Source organism: Streptococcus sp. C300 (genome assembly GCF_000187645.1).
Classification (GTDB): Bacteria; Bacillota; Bacilli; order Lactobacillales; family Streptococcaceae; genus Streptococcus; species Streptococcus oralis_CQ.
On the sequence record NZ_GL732466.1, the window covers coordinates 959,765 to 978,237 of the forward strand.

The 18,473-nt window shown below is 38.8% G+C and carries 17 protein-coding genes and 1 pseudogene; 4 read left to right on the top strand and 14 right to left on the bottom strand.

The window, feature by feature from the left end; all coding sequences use genetic code 11:
- The first annotated feature begins 59 nt into the window (after window positions 1-59).
- On the top strand, window positions 60-986 hold the full coding sequence (gene cysK / locus HMPREF0849_RS04585; RefSeq protein ID WP_000158481.1) for a cysteine synthase A: 927 nt from the start codon (window positions 60-62) through the stop codon (window positions 984-986).
- Window positions 987-1,088: 102 nt separating this feature from the next.
- Here the strand turns inward: cysK and tsf are convergent, their stop codons facing one another.
- The 12 genes from tsf to yfmF all read right to left on the bottom strand — a co-directional run bounded on the left by tsf (window position 1,089) and on the right by yfmF (window position 12,265).
- Window positions 1,089-2,129: a translation elongation factor Ts gene (gene tsf, locus HMPREF0849_RS04590; protein WP_000808059.1), complete on the bottom strand. Its 1,041-nt coding sequence runs from the start codon at window positions 2,127-2,129 to the stop codon at window positions 1,089-1,091.
- Between the two features lie 78 nt (window positions 2,130-2,207).
- Window positions 2,208-2,987 (bottom strand): 30S ribosomal protein S2, encoded by a 780-nt coding sequence (rpsB, locus tag HMPREF0849_RS04595; protein ID WP_000268475.1) that lies wholly within the window; start codon window positions 2,985-2,987, stop codon window positions 2,208-2,210.
- 224 nt (window positions 2,988-3,211) lie between these two features.
- Entirely contained in the window at window positions 3,212-4,420 is a 1,209-nt protein-coding gene (gene pcsB, locus HMPREF0849_RS04600; RefSeq protein WP_000726992.1) for a peptidoglycan hydrolase PcsB, read from the bottom strand.
- A gap of 93 nt (window positions 4,421-4,513) precedes the next feature.
- Window positions 4,514-5,008 carry a rod shape-determining protein MreD gene (mreD, locus tag HMPREF0849_RS04605; RefSeq protein ID WP_001237913.1) on the bottom strand — a complete coding sequence of 165 codons (495 nt, stop codon included), beginning with the start codon at window positions 5,006-5,008 and terminating at the stop codon, window positions 4,514-4,516.
- Window positions 5,009-5,010: 2 nt separating this feature from the next.
- Window positions 5,011-5,826: a rod shape-determining protein MreC gene (mreC, locus tag HMPREF0849_RS04610; protein WP_001078970.1), complete on the bottom strand. Its 816-nt coding sequence runs from the start codon at window positions 5,824-5,826 to the stop codon at window positions 5,011-5,013.
- 60 nt (window positions 5,827-5,886) lie between these two features.
- A complete protein-coding gene (locus tag HMPREF0849_RS04615; RefSeq protein ID WP_000377887.1) occupies window positions 5,887-6,681 on the bottom strand; it encodes an energy-coupling factor transporter transmembrane component T family protein in 795 nt (264 codons plus the stop codon).
- Window positions 6,674-7,513 (bottom strand): energy-coupling factor transporter ATPase, encoded by an 840-nt coding sequence (locus tag HMPREF0849_RS04620; protein WP_000513208.1) that lies wholly within the window; start codon window positions 7,511-7,513, stop codon window positions 6,674-6,676. Before HMPREF0849_RS04620 ends, HMPREF0849_RS04615 begins: the two co-directional genes overlap by 8 nt.
- Window positions 7,498-8,325, bottom strand: a complete 828-nt coding sequence (locus HMPREF0849_RS04625; protein ID WP_000835736.1) for an energy-coupling factor ABC transporter ATP-binding protein — start codon at window positions 8,323-8,325, stop codon at window positions 7,498-7,500. The genes HMPREF0849_RS04620 and HMPREF0849_RS04625 overlap by 16 nt, the downstream gene beginning before the upstream one ends.
- Entirely contained in the window at window positions 8,322-8,867 is a 546-nt protein-coding gene (pgsA, locus tag HMPREF0849_RS04630) for a CDP-diacylglycerol--glycerol-3-phosphate 3-phosphatidyltransferase (RefSeq protein ID WP_000712149.1), read from the bottom strand. The genes HMPREF0849_RS04625 and pgsA overlap by 4 nt, the downstream gene beginning before the upstream one ends.
- A gap of 10 nt (window positions 8,868-8,877) precedes the next feature.
- The gene (gene rodZ / locus HMPREF0849_RS04635; protein WP_001227978.1) at window positions 8,878-9,699 is read right to left on the bottom strand and encodes a cytoskeleton protein RodZ; all 822 of its coding nucleotides are present in this window, start codon (window positions 9,697-9,699) and stop codon (window positions 8,878-8,880) included.
- 35 nt (window positions 9,700-9,734) lie between these two features.
- Window positions 9,735-11,018, bottom strand: coding sequence for an EF-P 5-aminopentanol modification-associated protein YfmH (yfmH, locus tag HMPREF0849_RS04640; protein WP_000170115.1), 1,284 nt, complete (start codon window positions 11,016-11,018; stop codon window positions 9,735-9,737).
- Window positions 11,015-12,265 (bottom strand): EF-P 5-aminopentanol modification-associated protein YfmF, encoded by a 1,251-nt coding sequence (gene yfmF, locus HMPREF0849_RS04645; protein ID WP_000424572.1) that lies wholly within the window; start codon window positions 12,263-12,265, stop codon window positions 11,015-11,017. Before yfmF ends, yfmH begins: the two co-directional genes overlap by 4 nt.
- A 160-nt stretch (window positions 12,266-12,425) precedes the next feature.
- On the opposite strand from yfmF, the gene yaaA reads away from it, so the two are divergent.
- Together yaaA and recF are read left to right on the top strand one after the other, a co-directional pair.
- Window positions 12,426-12,794, top strand: coding sequence for a S4 domain-containing protein YaaA (gene yaaA / locus HMPREF0849_RS04650; protein ID WP_000455871.1), 369 nt, complete (start codon window positions 12,426-12,428; stop codon window positions 12,792-12,794).
- Window positions 12,795-12,796: 2 nt separating this feature from the next.
- A complete protein-coding gene (recF, locus tag HMPREF0849_RS04655) occupies window positions 12,797-13,894 on the top strand; it encodes a DNA replication/repair protein RecF (RefSeq protein WP_000266688.1) in 1,098 nt (365 codons plus the stop codon).
- A gap of 52 nt (window positions 13,895-13,946) precedes the next feature.
- Here recF and guaB read toward each other — a convergent pair.
- Window positions 13,947-15,424, bottom strand: a pseudogene (guaB, locus tag HMPREF0849_RS04660) (IMP dehydrogenase).
- A 162-nt stretch (window positions 15,425-15,586) separates the two neighbouring features.
- Complete coding sequence (trpS, locus tag HMPREF0849_RS04665; RefSeq protein ID WP_000165464.1) at window positions 15,587-16,612, bottom strand: tryptophan--tRNA ligase; 1,026 nt, start codon at window positions 16,610-16,612, stop codon at window positions 15,587-15,589.
- Window positions 16,613-16,807: 195 nt separating this feature from the next.
- Here trpS and HMPREF0849_RS04670 point away from each other — a divergent pair, with 195 nt between their 5' ends.
- Window positions 16,808-18,430 carry an ATP-binding cassette domain-containing protein gene (locus HMPREF0849_RS04670; RefSeq protein WP_000958786.1) on the top strand — a complete coding sequence of 541 codons (1,623 nt, stop codon included), beginning with the start codon at window positions 16,808-16,810 and terminating at the stop codon, window positions 18,428-18,430.
- Window positions 18,431-18,473 lie beyond the last annotated feature (43 nt).

An 18,473-nucleotide genomic window follows, 5' to 3' on the forward strand; every position in this document is an offset into this window, starting at 1 on the left:
TTTTACAAATAGCCTTGAGCGCGTTATACTAGTATCATCTTATACAAAGAGGTATATCTATGACTATTTATAATAATATCACTGAACTAATTGGACAAACACCGATTGTTAAACTTAACAACATTGTTCCAGAGGGTGCTGCAGACGTCTATGTTAAACTAGAAGCCTTTAACCCAGGATCTTCAGTTAAAGACCGTATTGCCCTTAGCATGATTGAAAAAGCAGAACAAGATGGTATTCTAAAACCGGGCGCTACTATTGTTGAAGCAACGAGTGGAAACACTGGTATCGGTCTTTCATGGGTCGGTGCTGCTAAAGGATATAAAGTTGTTATCGTCATGCCTGAAACGATGAGTGTGGAACGCCGTAAAATTATCCAAGCCTATGGTGCTGAACTCGTCCTCACTCCTGGTAGCGAAGGAATGAAAGGGGCCATTGCCAAAGCTCAGGAAATCGCCGCTGAACGTGACGGCTTCCTTCCACTCCAATTTAATAATCCAGCTAATCCAGAAGTACACGAAAGAACAACAGGAGCTGAAATACTGGCTGCTTTCGGTTCTGATGGACTAGATGCTTTTGTGGGTGGTGTTGGTACTGGTGGAACGATCTCAGGTGTCTCTCACGCTCTTAAAGCAGCAAATTCAAACATTCAAGTTTATGCAGTTGAGGCAGACGAGTCAGCTATCTTGTCTGGTGAAAAACCAGGACCCCACAAAATTCAAGGCATCTCAGCTGGATTTATTCCTCAAACACTTGATACAGAAGCCTATGACGGTATCGTCCGCGTAACGTCAGATGATGCTTTAGCACTTGGCCGTGAAATTGGTGGAAAAGAAGGCTTCCTTGTTGGGATTTCTTCAGCTGCAGCGATTTACGGGGCAATTGAAGTTGCCAAGAAATTAGGTACAGGTAAGAAAGTCCTTGCTTTAGCACCAGATAACGGCGAACGTTATTTGTCTACAGCACTCTATGAATTTGAAGTGTAGCCTCCTAAATACACTTAGCCCTTTTAAAGGGCTTTTTGTTTACTCATATAGAGCCTACTCTCTAGACCAAAAGAAAAAGGAAGCAATTTGCTTCCTTTTCTATTAGTTATTCAAGGCTGCTGCCATTGTAGCTGCAACTTCTGCTTCAAAGTCGTTTGCAGCTTTCTCGATACCTTCACCAACTTCAAAGCGAGCGAACTCAACTACTGAAGCATTTACTGATTCAAGGTAAGCTTCAACTGTCTTGCTGTCATCCATGATGTATACTTGTGCAAGAAGTGTGTATGCTTGGTCAACTTTAGTGTTGTCAAGCATGAAGCGGTCCATTTTACCTGGGATGATTTTGTCCCAAATTTTTTCTGGTTTGCCTTCTGCAGCCAACTCAGCTTTGATGTCAGCTTCAGCTTGAGCAATCACTTCATCAGTCAATTGTGCTTTTGATCCATACTTCAAGTGTGGAAGAGCTGGTTTACCAACCATTGCACGGCTTTCGTTATCTTGGTCGATTACGTGGTTCAATTGTGCCAACTCATCTTTAACGAATTGCTCATCCAATTCTTTGTAAGAAAGAACTGTTGGTTTCATCGCAGCAATGTGCATTGAGATTTGTTTAGCAAGCGCTTCGTCTCCACCTTCGATTACAGAGATAACACCGATACGTCCACCATTGTGTTGGTATGCTCCAAAGTGTTGCGCATCTGTTTTTTCAAGCAAAGCAAAACGACGGAATGAGATTTTTTCACCGATTGTAGCTGTTGCAGATACATATGCAGCTTCAAGAGTTTCACCTGAAGGCATTGTCAAAGCAAGAGCTTCTTCGTTGTTCGCTGGTTTTCCTTCAGCAATTACTTTAGCTGTTGCGTTTACCAAGTCAACGAATTGAGCGTTTTTCGCAACGAAGTCAGTTTCAGCATTTACTTCAACTACTGCTGCAACGTTACCATTAACAAATACACCAGTCAAACCTTCTGCAGCAACGCGGTCAGCTTTCTTAGCTGCCTTCGCCATACCTTTTTCGCGAAGCAATTCAATCGCTTTTTCGATGTCACCGTCTGTTTCTACAAGCGCTTTTTTAGCGTCCATAACACCGGCACCAGATTTTTCACGCAACTCTTTTACAAGTTTAGCTGTAATTTCTGCCATTTTGATTCTCCTATATTTTTTAAAAATAGGAGAGCTGGGCTAGGCCCCGCCCTCCTAGGTAATTACTATTTATATGAATTAAGCGTTGTCGCCTTCTACAACTTCAACGATTTCTTCGATTGAGTCTGCTTGAGCTTCTGAAGCTGCAAATTCTGCTTCAACTGCTGCTGCATCTTCACCTTGACGTCCTTCGATGATAGCGTCAGCCAATTTAGCTGTGATCAATTTAACAGCGCGGATAGCGTCATCGTTAGCTGGGATGATTACATCGATATCGTCTGGATCAGTGTTTGTGTCAACCATCGCTACAACTGGGATACCCAATTTTTTAGCTTCTTTAACAGCGATTTGTTCTTTATGTGGGTCAACTACGTACATTACATCTGGGATACGAGGCATGTCTTCGATACCACCCAAGAATTTTTCAAGACGTGCACGTTGTTTGTTAAGAAGTGCAACTTCTTTCTTAGGAAGAACGTCGAAGATTCCTTCTTCTTCCATACGTTTGATTTCTTTCAAACGAGCAATACGTTTTTGGATAGTTCCCCAGTTAGTAAGAGTTCCACCCAACCAACGGTGGTTGATGTAGTATTGACCTGAACGTTCTGCTTCTTCTTTAACAGCGTCAGCAGCTTGTTTTTTAGTACCAACAAACAATACAACTGCATCGTTAGCTGCCGCATCACGCATAAAGTCGTATGCTTGGTCAGCGTATTTTACAGTTTGTTGCAAGTCGATAACGTGGATTCCGTTACGCTCAGTGAAGATGTACTTAGCCATCTTAGGGTTCCAGCGACGAGTTTGGTGACCAAAGTGTACACCAGCCTCAAGAAGTTGTTTCATTGAAATTACTGCCATGAGTATTTCTCCTTTTTGTTTTTTTCCTCTCCTCGACTTCAACTTGCAAAACGACCCGAGGGCAACAGTTTCACAATTCATCAAGAATGAGTATTATCGTTTACACGACAAGTTTCATTTTATCACATTTTAGCCATATTTTCAAGTGGTTTTGATAGATTTCGGCCTTGCTTCCGATAAAAAATAATAAAAGAGGCTCAAATCGAGCCTCTTCGTTTCATTCATTAGTTTGGATAGATGTATGTTACGTAACCTTCAGAAGTTGTAGTTGGGTTGAACCATCCACGTTTGTTACCGATTGTACGATCTCCACCATAGTTTGATTCTGATACTTGAATGCTAGTTGATGATGAAACTGCTGTAACAACCGCTACGTGTCCATATCCACCGTCATTCCAACATGCAATCGCACCAACTTGTGGAGTTGATCCAGTACGGAATCCTGCAGCTGCTGCACTTGTAGCCCACTGCGCTCCGTTACCCCAGTAATCTCCAGCCCAAGGTGCTAATGTTTTAGCTCCCCAAGTACATTCACCAGTTGGATAACTTGAAGCATTTGTACTGTATGTTGGACGCTGTCTTGTTGGAGTCGGTGCAGGTACCGGAGTGTAGCTTGAATCATCATCTGATGAAGAGCTTGAAGTTGCTTGCACTTGATCTGAAAGTGTTGTATTTCCAGAAGCAACAACCGATTGTTGTTGGCTTGTTTGACGTGCTTTATATGCCGCTTCTGCTTCAGCTGCCGCTTTTGCTTCTGCTTCAGCTGCTGCTTTTTGTTCCAATAAAGTAGCTTTATCACTTTCTGCAGTAGCTTTCTCTGTAGCAAGGTTTAACTCAGCAACTTTCAACTCTGCTTGTTTTGTTGTCAATGCTTGTGCATCGTCTGCAAGCGTTTGTTGGTTCGCAATGACAGTGTTGATTGCTTCATTATTTGCAACCTGTTTTTCAGCGATAGATTTCTTATCAGCTTTCTGTTGTTCCAACATTTTGTTGTTAGCTGATACAATCTCGCTCATTGCTGCAACACGTGAAATAGCTTCCGTAATTGATTTTGAGTTTACAATTGTATTGATGTAGCTAGTTGCGGCACCGTTTGTTTGTGCGCTACGTGCTTGTTTCTCCAAAGATTCATTACGAGCAACAATATTCTTAGAAAGCTCTGTAATTTCTCCTTCAAGTTTTTTAGATTCAGCTTGTAGAGTTTCGTTCTCAGCTTCCAAGTTCGTTTGTTGAGTTTGGATAGCTGTAACTTGCGTTTGGATTTCATCTACTTGTTTTTGAGCTTCTTTTTGTTGAGATGTCAAATTACTAATCTTACTATCTTGAGCAGCAATCTTTTCATCAGTTGTTTCAGCGTGGACAGTTGTCAATACTGCCGCTTGAGACACTAATACTGTACTTAATAAAAGTGACGCTAAGATTTTTTTCTTCATATTGTGTAGATACTCCTTCTATTTAAGACATTACTAGTATACCAAAAAAAGACATAATAAATATTACGCCTTTGTTACATTTTTATTTCTTTCTTATAGATAACATTTTTCAAAAATATATTGGAAAATAAGCATCCATAAAAAGTTTAAAATCATTGATGGGACAAGGCTGTAGACGATGAAAACTGGCATCGATTCTACTGTCAATCCCATAGCAAGAGCAAGGAGGTAGCTCCCCATATCAAATAGGAAACTCATCACAACTATTGTTAACATTCTTGTCCAACGGTTTAGCAAAATTACACTATTAAATTTATGGAGCGAAGCTCCTATCAAGATAAATAGAAGTGTCGCAATTCCTATCAAGTGGAAAAAATAGATATCGTACACCAAACCCACTATACAGCAATAAGCTAGATAGAGATATTCTGAAACCTCAATTGTCTCAAACAAGAGAAATAAAAACAAAAAATGACTTGCTAAATGAAAGTGAGGGAAGAAGGATCCCGCTAATTGTCCAATATGTGCATCAATTAGTACGACAAAAGGGAGTAAAAAGAAAATACCAATTTGTTTTAACAGTCTCATTGCTAATTCCCCACTAACTCAACCACATGAAGATTTTTGGTGTCAGCACTTAACTTTACTGTTACTTCCTTTGTTAGATAATCACTGCTGTGTGTTGTAGCAACAACCTCTCCAACAGGAATATCCTTAACATTAAAGTTTCCGAGCCCCCCTGTAGTCACCTTGTCTCCTGCGCTAATGTCACTGTTACTATTTAATTGGCTAATTTTAAGCAGTTCTGACTCCTTATCATAACCAACGATAATCCCGTAAATTTCAGTAGAACCATGCAGGATTTTAACAGAAATTTTGTCTGAATTTTCGGTGTTTGTCAATAGGTTGATCGTTGTTGAATGATCCTCCACCTTTGAAACACTACCAATCAAACCCCCGTTTGCAATAGCCAACATATTTTCAGAAGCTCCTTTTGAACTTCCCGCATCAATTGTCAACTCTTGTTTCCAAGATACTGGAGCTCGCATAATCACATCTGCTGCAATGGTTTTTGTAGCCTGCAATTTTGACTTCATATCCAGCAACTGACGTAATTGTTCATTTTCATTTTTTAAACTTTCTGATTGATTAGACTCCACCTCTAGTTGATAAAGCTGTTTTTTTAGACTTTCGTTTTCATTGTAAGTCTGCGTCAAATGTCCCAAATCTGATTTGAAAGTATCAAACCACTGAAAGGGTTTTTGAACAATTCTATCTACCAAGGAAATCCCATCTCCTAGTTTCGTCACAATAGCGCTTGAATAGGTTGTCACTAATAGTACAGAAACTGCCAGAACTGTGACAAAAACGATGATTAGATATTTTGATTTTTTAAAACGGTTCATATTCCTACCTTTATACTAAAAACCTGCTACTGTGAGCTTCTTATCAATCCTACAAACCTGCTAAGATTTTAAGAAAAATAAGAAACATCCCAGTACCAAAATCACAAGAATTGCCAGTGTATCCTTTTGACTCCATCTCAACTGTCTATACTGACTTCTACCCTTTCCTCCCTGATAACCACGCGCTTCCATGGCTATTGCCAATGAATCTGCACGCTTTAAGCTCGTCGCAAAAAGAGGAATTAAAATCGGAATCATAGCCTTTACTTTTTGAACGATGCTACCTTCGCCAAAGTCAACTCCACGAGCTTTTTGAGCATTCATAATTCTCGTTGTGTCATCCATCAAGGTTGGAACAAAACGCAAACTCATTGATAACATGAGACCAATTTCATGAACGGGAACTTTCACGCGTTTCAGCGGTGCTAAAAGAGCTTCAACTGCAGCTGCCAGACTCAAAGGCATGGTCGTTAAGGTTAGCAAGGTTGAAAAGAAAATAATCAACACAAAACGACAGAAAATGATTCCTGCTTGTTGCAAAGCATAATCCGTTATTCTTATAAAAGAAAACTCAAATAGGACATTTCCACTTGAAATGAAAAAGAGCTGAAAAAGAGTCGTAAAAGCAATCAAGAAGAACATGGATTTTAATCCCTGAACGAAAAATGAGAGGGAAACGCCTGACAAAGCGATAAATGTACCTGTCGCTACAAACAGAATGACATTGGTGAGGGGATTATTGGCCCAAAATACAATCAAAATCAACAGGATCATAGCGAGCAATTTGCTACGGGGATCCAAGCGATGAATGATGGAATCCCCCGGTATATAACGCCCTAAAATCATACTATCCATTTAGCGACTCCTTAAACTCCTCTATCTTGATTGGCAGTTTTTTAAAAGCTACACCTCTATCTGCCAAACGTTTACAAAAGGCTGTGATTTTAGGCACACCTAACTGCACTTTTTCCATAGAGGCTACATCTTGGAAAACTTCGCTCGGTTTGCCACTTTTGACCAAACGCCCCTTTTCCATAACATAGACCTGATCAGCATATGCAGCTACGTCATCCATCAAATGCGTTACTAGAACGATTGTCATTCCAGAAAGGTGGAGTTCTTTAAACAAGGTCATCAATTCTTTTCTGCCCAAAGGATCTAGCCCTGCTGTAGGCTCATCCAAAACCAAGACAGTTGGCTCCATGGCTAGCATACCTGCTATAGCCACACGTCTCATCTGACCACCCGAAAGTTCAAAAGGACTGCGCTCAAAGAGTGACTCATCGATGCCTACCAAGGCTAACTTTTCACGCGCAATTTTCTTGGCCTCTTCCTCAGAAACTCCAAAATTTTGCGGTCCAAATGCAACATCTTTCAAAACAGTCTCTTCGAAAATCTGATTTTCAGCAAATTGAAACACTAGACCAACTTGCTTTCGAATCTGACGAATTTCTTTATTGGTTGATGTAGGGGTAATGACGGTATCGAAAACTCGAACAGAACCCTTACTTGGTACCAATAGGCCATTTAAAAGCTGTAAAATCGTTGATTTCCCACTGCCTGTGTGCCCTACTAAAGCTGTATAGGAACCATCCTCAATCGTCAAAGAAACATCAGTCAAGGCTGATGAAGATAGGGGAGTTCCCTCTTGATAGGTAAAGCTCACATTTTCTAGAGTAATTCCCATAACTTGTCCTCTAGCTCTCCTTCTGTCAAATAGCCATCCGGCAACTGATAACCAGTCTCTCTCAAAGATTCTCTCAATTGATTAGTAAAAGGCTCATCCAACCCTATCTGGTCAAGATCATCCCGAGAAAAAAGTTCTCTTGGGCTGCTGGTTGACTCCACTTGGCCTTTTTTCATGACCAAGACACGGTCACTCATCGCAACTTCTTCCAAGTCATGTGTAATGGAGACGACTGTCATCTGGTTGTCTTTTCGAATCTCTTGAACTGTCTGAATCAGTTCTCGTCGTCCCTCGGGGTCCAACATACTTGTAGCCTCATCTAGAATTAAAATAGCTGGCCTCAGGGCAACAACTCCTGCAATGGCCACACGTTGTTTTTGGCCACCAGATAAACGAGCTGGTTCTCTCTTCTTAAAGTCCAGCATCCCTACCAACTCCAAAGAATCAGCCACTCTCTTCTTCATTTCTTCACGAGGAAGTCCCTGATTTTCTAAACCAAAGGCAACATCATCTTCAACAGTCGCCCCCACAAATTGGTTATCTGGATTTTGAAAAACCATACCAATTTGACGGCGTAAGTTCCAAACATTCTCAGAGGACAGCAATTGCCCATCTATCCAGATTTCTCCAGACTCTGCTTCAAGCAAGCCATCAATCAAACGGATAGTTGTCGATTTCCCACTCCCATTATGACCTACAATCGAAAGCCATTCTCCCCGTTTCACGTGAAACGAGACATTATTAACATCATAATGATTCTGGTCTTCCTTGTAACGAAAAGACAGATCTTTTACTTCAATAATCGATTTCATTTCGAACCAAATGTCCCTTTGAATACATGAGCGCTACCCTTGAAATAATCATAACCAGAGTAGATAGTGAAAAATAAAGCTATATAAAGCAACAGTTGCCCAATTAAATTCCAATGTAAGAGCAAAAAGATAATGGCAAACATCTGACTAAAGGTCTTGATTTTCCCTGGCATCGCTGCTGCTAGAACTGTCCCTCCCGTCTCAACAAGCAACAAACGCAAGCCTGTCACCGCAAGTTCACGACAGATGATAATAGCAACAACCCAAGCTGGAGCCATGCCTAACTCAATCAACATGATAAAAGCTGACATAACCAACAGCTTATCAGCCATCGGATCTGCAAATTTTCCAAAGTTGCTGACTACATTCCATTTACGAGCAAGGTAACCATCAAGATAATCCGTTATACTAGCAACTGCAAAGATGATCGCTGCCAGCAAATGACTGCCTTGTGAATGGCCCAAAGTCAAAATAAGAATAAAGAGAGGTATAAAGAGAATTCTACCAATAGTTAATACATTAGGAATTTGTTCTTTTTTCATTGATTTTTCCTTAATCTGTAGTAAATGTAAGTGTTACAGTTCCAGTCTGAGTTGTCAGCTTCGAAGTATCAATCGTTTGATTGTCCACAGTCACAGTAACTCCCTTCACTACACCTAAAGTAATGGTAACGGGATTCTTAGTTGAAACTGTTGTTTTTGCATTCTTATTGTCTGTGGATAGTGTCACACCACCCTCCAGCTCACTTCCTGAAACACTAATCCAACTAGTTGTATCTGAAACTGCTAGTTGAACAGTAGCGGTTTCCTTACTCGTTTTATACCGAGCTTCAATGCGGTTTCCTTCGCCTGACACTGTAATAGTTGATTCCGTAGTAGAAGACGAGCTAGACGTCTGACTACTAGAAGATGAACTAGATGAGGTTGTTGAACTAGTCGAGCTCACAACACTATAATTAGCTGAAGAAGGACTTGGCTGAGTTTGGATGTAGTTCCAAACATAGTAAGTGACAAAAATTAAAATTGACAAAGCAAATAGGACGAAATAAAACAAGGGGAGATAAGACGTTTTTTTCTTATTTGATCGTCTGCGACCAGACAAGTCTTCTTCATCGACATCTACCTCTTCATAAGTGATCATACTACCTGAATCATAGGCATCCAAAACAATTCTTTCATCTAACTCTACTGCCCAGGCATATTTTCTTAAAAAAGAACGAGCATAGAAGGTACTAGGAAGTTGATCAAAATCATCTGCCTCCATAGCTTCTAGAAAATGCAACTGAATTTCAGTTTTTTCCTGTAATTCTTCCAGACTCAATCCCTGGTTAATTCTGGCTAAACGTAGAACCTCGCCAATTGTTTTTTTTCTCATACGTACCATTCCTTCTTTCTAGTATTAGTCATCTTTTAAGCTGGAAAGATTGTAAAATCAACTAGATCACCATTATCAATCAAACGATGTCCAGCTTCTAGAACATCCTCCAAAGTAATTTCCTGTAAAATTTTCGGAAAATCAAAAATTGTTTCTCCGCGATCCATCGGATCGTATTGAGTTGCAATAAATTCCAAGGAGTTCATGCTACTGAAAAATTCCCCAAACATCTCACTCTTAACAAGATCTAAATGTTCCTCTGTAATATCCGTATCACTACTAAACTGACGAATCGCTTTCCGAAATTGATGCGACAGAGAAACAGGCTCTTTGGTATCCATTGTCAATATCACAAAATGAAAGCGACTGTTGACTTCAACCTCAAGTGACAATGACGCATCTAACTTCCCAGACTCATATAACCTTTGAAAACGATCAGAAGTCCAACCAAACATCATCGTAAATAGTAATTTCAATAAAATATTGTAACGATAAGACTCAGCTTCTGTTATTTGCCCATTACCTCTAATCGCAACAGCAAGTTTGGGTGAAGAAACTTCCATCCGAAGACTATCTGTTTGCTTCACAGGCTGCAAGGGTAGTTGCTCTTTTGTAACTGTAAACTGTTCTAAAGTCTTCTTTTCCTTTTTCGAAAAGTATTCCTCAGCAACTTTTACATCAATATTTCCAACTAAAAACAGTGACATGTTGACAGGTTTGTAAAAGTCTGTAAAGTTCTCTTTTAAATTTGAAACTTGAATCTCAGCAATTGATTTTTCACTTCCAACAATATCTGTTGCTAAAGGAGTATCAGGATAAAGGTTGGCTAATGTTGCAAAAAACAAACGTGAATCTGGATCATCTTGGTACATTTCTCGTTCTTGCTGGATAATAGCCTGTTCCCTCAAAACAGACTCTTCTGTAAAATGAACATCTCCGACTAACTCATCTAGCAAATCTAAACTCTCTAATAGATGGTCAATTGTTGAAAAAAGATAGCTGGTCTTAGTAAAGCTTGTAAAGGCATTACTGTCCGCACCTAATCGAGTAAAAGCAGCCATTATATCCTCAGAGTTTACTCGTTCAAACAATTTATGTTCAAGAAAATGTGCAATTCCTGCTGGATGATGACATAAACCTTTTTCCAAGCTTGTATAAGTTGCATCTACAGAACCAAATTGAACCGTTACAATCCCATAAACCTCATTGAAATCTTGCTTAGGGAGTAAAGAAACTGTCAATCCATTTGACAATTGTGTTTTGTATACTCTTTCCTTTACAGCAGGATAGTATTTTTCTTCAAAAGTAACCTTTGTCATTCTACTCCTTCCATAAAGTAAATCGCTTGTAACTTCAAACTGTTGGCAGCTTTACAGACAGCTTCTTTATCAACACTCTCTAATTTTGCCACCAATCGATCAATATCAAAGCTTGATTTCCCCAATAGAGCATTCAAATAGACTCTTTCAACTAAGGTCTGTTGATTATCTTGAGCCATCAACAAAGATCGTCGAATCATCTCCTTTGTTTGTTCAAGTTCAAAATCTGTAAAGTTACCCTTTTTCAGATCTAGCAATTGATGATTCATCAATTTTCTAGCCTGATTTCGATTTTCTCTATCAATACCCGCATACATCCTTAACAGACCACTAAACAAATCCAATTGACTAGAGACTGTATAGGCTATTCCAGCATTTTCACGAACGTTTGTAAAAAGTTTCGAATGTGCAAATTCACCCAACAAACCATTCATCACAAGCATGGGCAAATGCTGATCATCACCATATTTTATAGGAGAATGATAGCCTAATTCTAAAATAGATTGCCCAACATTCCTCTGAACCATTCCCTCTCTTAGGACATTCGAATAAGATTGATGGTACTGGATAGTGACGTCGTTCTCTCTAGCTGTAAAGGGTAATGACTTCAGCGATTCTGTGATTTCTACTTCATTAAAATCACCTAAGAAAAAGAAATCAATACGATCATTCTTCAGAGCATTTTGAAAGCACGTGTAGCTACTTTCTGGAGACTCATTTGAAATGCTATTTCGTAAATCACTGTATCTCAATTGAAGACGCTCATCATGGAAGAGCAAGCTATCCAACTCCTTATGAGCAAAATAAAATGAATCATCCATATCAGTAGCTAAACTAGCCAATAACTGTTTTCTTTCAATTTCAAATAAGGCTGGCTCAAAAGCACCATCTTGAACTAAGGGGGAAAATAAAGTCTGTTTTACTAATTCCAAAATTCGAGAAGTCAAGACATTTTTTTTACTCAAGAACTCATCTCGCACGTAGGTAAATGTTAAGTCAAGAATATGTGCTTGTCCTCTACGATAAGCACTTGTGGAAATATCTGTTCCATATAAACTTGCCAAGTATCTGCGAAATGCTTGTGATGTGGGATAAGTTTGATTTGCCGTCTCCAACATACTTGCACTTAACATGCGTCCTGCTATTGTCTCAAGAGATAAGGGAGCAGTAAAACGAATAGTGATTTTATTTGTTTTAAATTTTTTGGATTGAACAAAATGTGCTGAAATTCCAGGCACTAATTCCATACCTTACCTCCTTACATATAGAGTTCTATTATACCACGAAAATCAAAATTTTTCTTGTTCTCTTTATAGCTTTAAAGAGTAAAACCGTTTTCATTTCAGCTAACTTTCCTTCAGCTATTTCAAGGAAAATATGGTATAATACCAAAGATTGAGGTGAATTATGGAATACAAATTATTTGAAGAATTTATTACACTCCAAGCCCTCCTAAAAGAGCTTGGAATTATACACAGCGGTGGTGCTATCAAATCCTTTTTAATAGATCATCAAGTTTACTTTAATGGCGAGTTAGAAAGTAGACGTGGGAAAAAAATCCGTATTGGAGATACGATTGACATTCCTGATTTAAAGATTGACATCACCTTGACAAAACCAAGTTTAAAAGAGCAAGAAGAGTATCAAGCAGATAAGATTGAGAAAGAGCGAATTGCTAAACTTGTCAAAGAGATGAATAAAGGTGTCAAGAAAGAAAAACAAAAAACTTCTTCTTCACCTAAAACCAAGCAAGCTCCACGTTTTCCAGGAAGATAACCATGTGGCTCCAACATTTAACAATTAAAACCTTTCGAAACTACAAAGAGGCAAAAATTGATTTCAATCCAAAATTAAATGTCTTTCTAGGTCAAAATGCACAAGGAAAAACTAATATTCTAGAAGCAATCTATTTCTTGGCCTTGACACGTAGTCATCGGACTCGTACAGATAAAAATCTCATTCATTTTGATAACGAGCAACTCCATCTTTCTGGCTTGCTACAGAAAAAAACAAGCTCTATCCCTCTAGAAATTGATTTAACACCAAAAGGGCGTGTGACTAAGGTCAATCACTTAAAACAAGCTCGCCTATCAGACTACATCGGACATATGAATGTTGTCCTCTTCGCACCTGAAGATCTCCAGCTAATTAAAGGAGCACCTTCTGTCCGTCGAAAGTTTATAGACATTGAACTGGGACAAATTAAACCAATCTACTTGTCAGACTTGTCAAACTACAACCATATACTCAAGCAAAGAAATACCTACCTAAAATCCAGCCAGAAGATTGATGAAACATTTCTGTCAGTCTTAGATGATCAGTTAATAGAGTATGGTTGTCGCGTTATAAAGCATCGGATAAAATTCATTAAAGACTTAGAGAAATTTGGCCAAAAAAAACACTTAGAAATTTCAAATAAATTAGAAGAACTGTCAATATCTTATCAATCATCTGTCAACTTCACTAATGAAGAACAGCTAACAAGTTCCTTTAAAATTGCTTTGGATAAAAGCAGATCCAGAGATTTATTTAAAAAGAATACTGGAGTTGGCCCTCATCGAGATGATATTTCTTTTTATATCAATGGTATGGATGCTAGTTTTGGAAGCCAAGGTCAACATCGTAGCCTTGTTCTTTCTATCAAACTAGCAGAGATTGAGCTAATGGAAAGTATTACCAATGAGTCTCCGATACTACTGCTTGATGATGTTATGAGCGAACTTGACAATACACGGCAACTAAAATTACTAGAAACCATTTCTCAATCTATCCAAACCTTTATTACAACAACAAGTTTAGACCACTTACAAAACTTGCCAGAAAACCTTAGTATTTTCAACATTCAAAATGGTAAAATTTCTGTAAATCAACATTGACAACTTTGTAAACAAAAAGAACTCCTGAAAATCAGGAGTTCTTTTTTACTACTTACATAGAGTAGTTTGGTGCCTCATTAGTGATTTGTACATCATGAGGATGGCTTTCTTTTAGACCAGCTCCAGACATTTCAATAAATTGAGCATTATCATGTAGTTCTTTAAGGTTAGCTGCACCACAGTAACCCATACCAGAGCGAATACCACCAATCATTTGGAAGACAATATCAGCTGCTGCTCCTTTATAGGCAACACGGCCTTCAATTCCTTCTGGAACAAGTTTGTTTGCTTCATTGACAGAACCCTGGAAGTAACGGTCACTTGAACCTTTCTTCATTGCAGCGATTGATCCCATACCACGATAAGTCTTAAACTTACGTCCTTGGAAAATTTCCGTTTCGCCAGGCGCTTCGTCTGTTCCAGCAAACATTGATCCAAGCATAACTGCATTACCACCTGCAGCAAGGGCTTTTACAATATCTCCAGAGTACTTGATTCCACCATCAGCAATGATTGTTTTACCATATTCACGCGCAACTGCTGCTGCATCATAGATTGCTGTCACTTGTGGAACACCAACCCCTGCAATCACACGAGTGGTACAAATAGAACCTGGTCCGATACCGACTTTGACAACATCTACACCTGCATCATAAAGAGCACGCGCACCTTCAGCAGTAGCAATATTACCCGCAATCAAAGTGCGGTCTGGGAAGTGAGCACGAATTTCAGCAATTTTACGTAGAACACCTGCAGAATGACCATGTGCAGTATCAATAACAATTGCATCCGCTCCTGCTTCAAAAAGGGCTTCGGCACGTTCAAATGTATCTGAAGTGACTCCTACCGCACCGGCAACTAGAAGACGACCAAACTCATCTTTTGCTGCATTAGGAAACTCAATAACTTTTTCAATATCTTTGATAGTAATCAAGCCAGAAAGACGACCTTCTTCATCAACCAAAGGAAGTTTTTCAATGCGGTGTTCTTGAAGAATGCTTTCAGCTGTTGCAAGATCTGTACCAACAGGAGCAGTAACAAGATTTTCACTAGTCATATGGTTTGAGATTGGCTGATTGTAATCTGAAATAAAGCGAAGATCTCGGTTTGTTAGAATACCAACCAATTTACGATTTTCAAGTGTCTCCACAACTGGAACACCACTGATACGGTAACGTCCCATCAGTTCATCTGCTTCAGCAATAGTGTGTTCTGGAGTCAAGAAGAATGGATCAATAATAACACCATTTTCAGAACGTTTTACCTTGCGAACTTCATCTGCCTGTTGCGCAATAGACATGTTTTTATGGATTACTCCAAGACCACCCGCACGAGCAATGGCAATAGCCATTTGACTTTCTGTGACTGTATCCATGGCGGCTGTTATAATTGGGATATTTAAAGTCAGATTATCTGCCAATTTTGTTGTTAAATCTGCATCATTAGGCAACACATGACTTTCTGCTGGAATGAGCAATACATCATCAAAGGTAAAACCTTTTTTAAAAATTTAGTATCCCAATTAGACATTGAAGTTTCCTCTTTTCTTTCTTTTTGAGCTTGACTCTTTTTGTATTGTATCTATCATACCATTCTATGAAAATTTGTCAATTATATTTATGGTAGAAATCATAAAAAAACTATCCCTGTGATCCTATGGAAGAGATAGTTTTACGATTCATATTTTATCTATTATTTAAAATAATTTAGTCCCATTGCTCCCTTAACTTCAGATAGAGTTTGCCCCGCAACCTCACGCGCTTTCTCACTACCTTTTTGAAGCATATTGTACACTTCTCCCATATCCTTAGCAAATTCGATACGGCGCTCACGAATAGGACCAAGTTCGCGTTCTAATATTTCAAGTAGATAACGTTTCGTCTTTACATCACCAAGACCACCACGTTGATAATGTTCTTTCATATCTGCAATGTCTTGAGCATCTTCTGGACGACCAAATACATCTAGATAATGGAAAACCATATTTCCTTCAATCTTACCTGGATCCTCAACCCGAATATGGTCTGGATCAGTATACATGCTCATGACTTTTTTACGCAACGTATCCACATCATCAGCTAGATAAATACCATTATTAAGGGATTTAGACATTTTAGCATTTCCATCTAAACCTGGCAAACGCCCTGCCCTCTCATTTTCTGGATAAATACCTTCCGGCTCCACCAAGACCTCACAATTATATGCATGATTAAAGGAACGAACAATCTCACGAGTTTGCTCAATCATTGGTTTCTGATCTGTCCCAACAGGAACATAATTAGCCTTGAAGGCAGTAATATCTGCTGCTTGCGCAATCGGATAAACTAAAAATCCTGTCGGAATACTTTCTCCAAACCCTTTCTGAGCGATTTCTGTTTTCACTGTAGGATTGCGCTCTAAACGTGCTAGTGACACCAAATTCATATAGTACATAGATAGTTCAGCTAACTCTGGAATCTGACTTTGAATAAAGATAGTTGATTTACTTGGATCTAATCCAACTGCTAGGTAATCTAAGGCAACATTCCCAATAGATTCTACAATCGTTTGAGGGTCTTTAGCGTGATCTGTCAATGCTTGTTGGTCCGCCAAAAAAACAAACATCTCATACTTGTCTTCTTCCTGCAGTAATACTCTATTTTTTAGACTCCCAACATAATGTCCAATATGCAGTTTTCCTGTTGGGCGATCTCCTGTTAAAATAATGGGTTTCGTCATTTTTTTCTCCTTCGAAATGGTCTCTTCAATTATAGCATTTTTTTGTTAAAATAACAGAAAATTATTTAAATCAAACAACTAACTCTTTGTAAACAAACCTGTAAACTTAATTGACATAAAATTGACAAACAAAAATTTGAATATTTCTCTCTTTTCTAGTAGAATAAATATATTACATATTATAGGAGAAAAACATTGCTTACAGTATCTGATGTTTCACTACGTTTTAGTGATCGCAAACTTTTTGATGATGTCAATATCAAATTTACAGAAGGAAATACATACGGATTGATTGGTGCTAATGGTGCTGGGAAGTCTACATTCTTAAAAATCTTAGCTGGTGATATCGAGCCTACAACTGGTCACATCTCTCTTGGTCCAGATGAACGTCTCTCTGTTCTCCGTCAAAATCATTTTGACTATGAAGATGAGCGAGTTATTGATGTCGTTATTATGGGAAATGAAAAACTTTACAACATCATGAAAGAAAAAGATGCCATTTACATGAAGGAAGATTTTTCCGATGAAGATGGTGTTCGTGCAGCCGAACTCGAAGGTGAATTTGCTGAACTTGGAGGTTGGGAAGCAGAAAGTGAAGCATCCCAATTACTTCAAAACCTAAACATTCCAGAAGAATTGCACTATCAAAACATGAGCGAATTGGCCAATGGTGAAAAAGTGAAGGTTCTCCTTGCCAAAGCACTTTTTGGTAAACCAGATGTTCTTCTCTTGGACGAGCCAACCAACGGTTTGGATATCCAGTCTATTACTTGGCTAGAAGACTTCTTGATTGACTTTGATAACACCGTTATCGTTGTATCCCACGACCGTCACTTCTTAAACAAAGTATGTACACACATGGCCGACCTTGACTTTGGAAAAATTAAACTCTATGTCGGAAACTACGACTTCTGGAAGGAATCTTCTGAGATTGCTGCTAAATTGCTAGCAGACCGTAATGCCAAGGCAGAAGAAAAAATTAAGCAATTGCAAGAATTCGTTGCTCGCTTCTCTGCCAACGCTTCTAAGTCAAGACAAGCAACGTCTCGTAAAAAAATGCTTGACAAGATTGAATTAGAAGAAATTGTTCCTTCTAGTCGTAAATACCCATTTATCAACTTTAAAGCAGAACGTGAGATTGGTAATGATCTCTTGACAGTAGAAAATTTAACTGTAAAGATTGATGGCGAAACTATCCTAGACAATATTAGTTTCATCTTGCGTCCAGGTGATAAGACAGCTCTTATTGGACAAAATGACATCCAAACGACTGCATTAATTCGTGCAATTATGGGTGACATTGACTATGAAGGAACTGTCAAGTGGGGAGTTACTACTAGCCGTTCTTACTTGCCAAAAGACAACTCGGCTGATTTTGCAGGAGGAGAGTCAATCCTTGACTGGTTGCGTCAATTTGCAAGTAAAGAAGAAGATGACAATACCTTCCTACGTGGTTTCCTTGGTCGTATGCTCTTTTCTGGAGATGAGGTTAACAAACCTGTAAACGTCTTGTCAGGGGGAGAAAAAGTACGTGTCATGCTTTCAAAACTCATGCTCTTGAAATCAAATGTCCTTGTACTTGATGATCCAACAAATCACTTGGACTTGGAATCTATCTCAAGCTTGAACGATGGATTGAAAAACTTTAAAGAATCAATCATCTTTGCCAGTCATGACCACGAGTTTATCCAAACTTTGGCAAACCATATCATTGTTTTGTCTAAAAATGGCGTCATTGATCGTATCGATGAAACCTATGATGAATTCCTAGAAAATGCAGAAGTACAAGCAAAAGTTAAAGAACTTTGGAAAGACTAATAAGACTTCAAAACTCAGTTGGGGTAACCAACTGAGTTTTCTA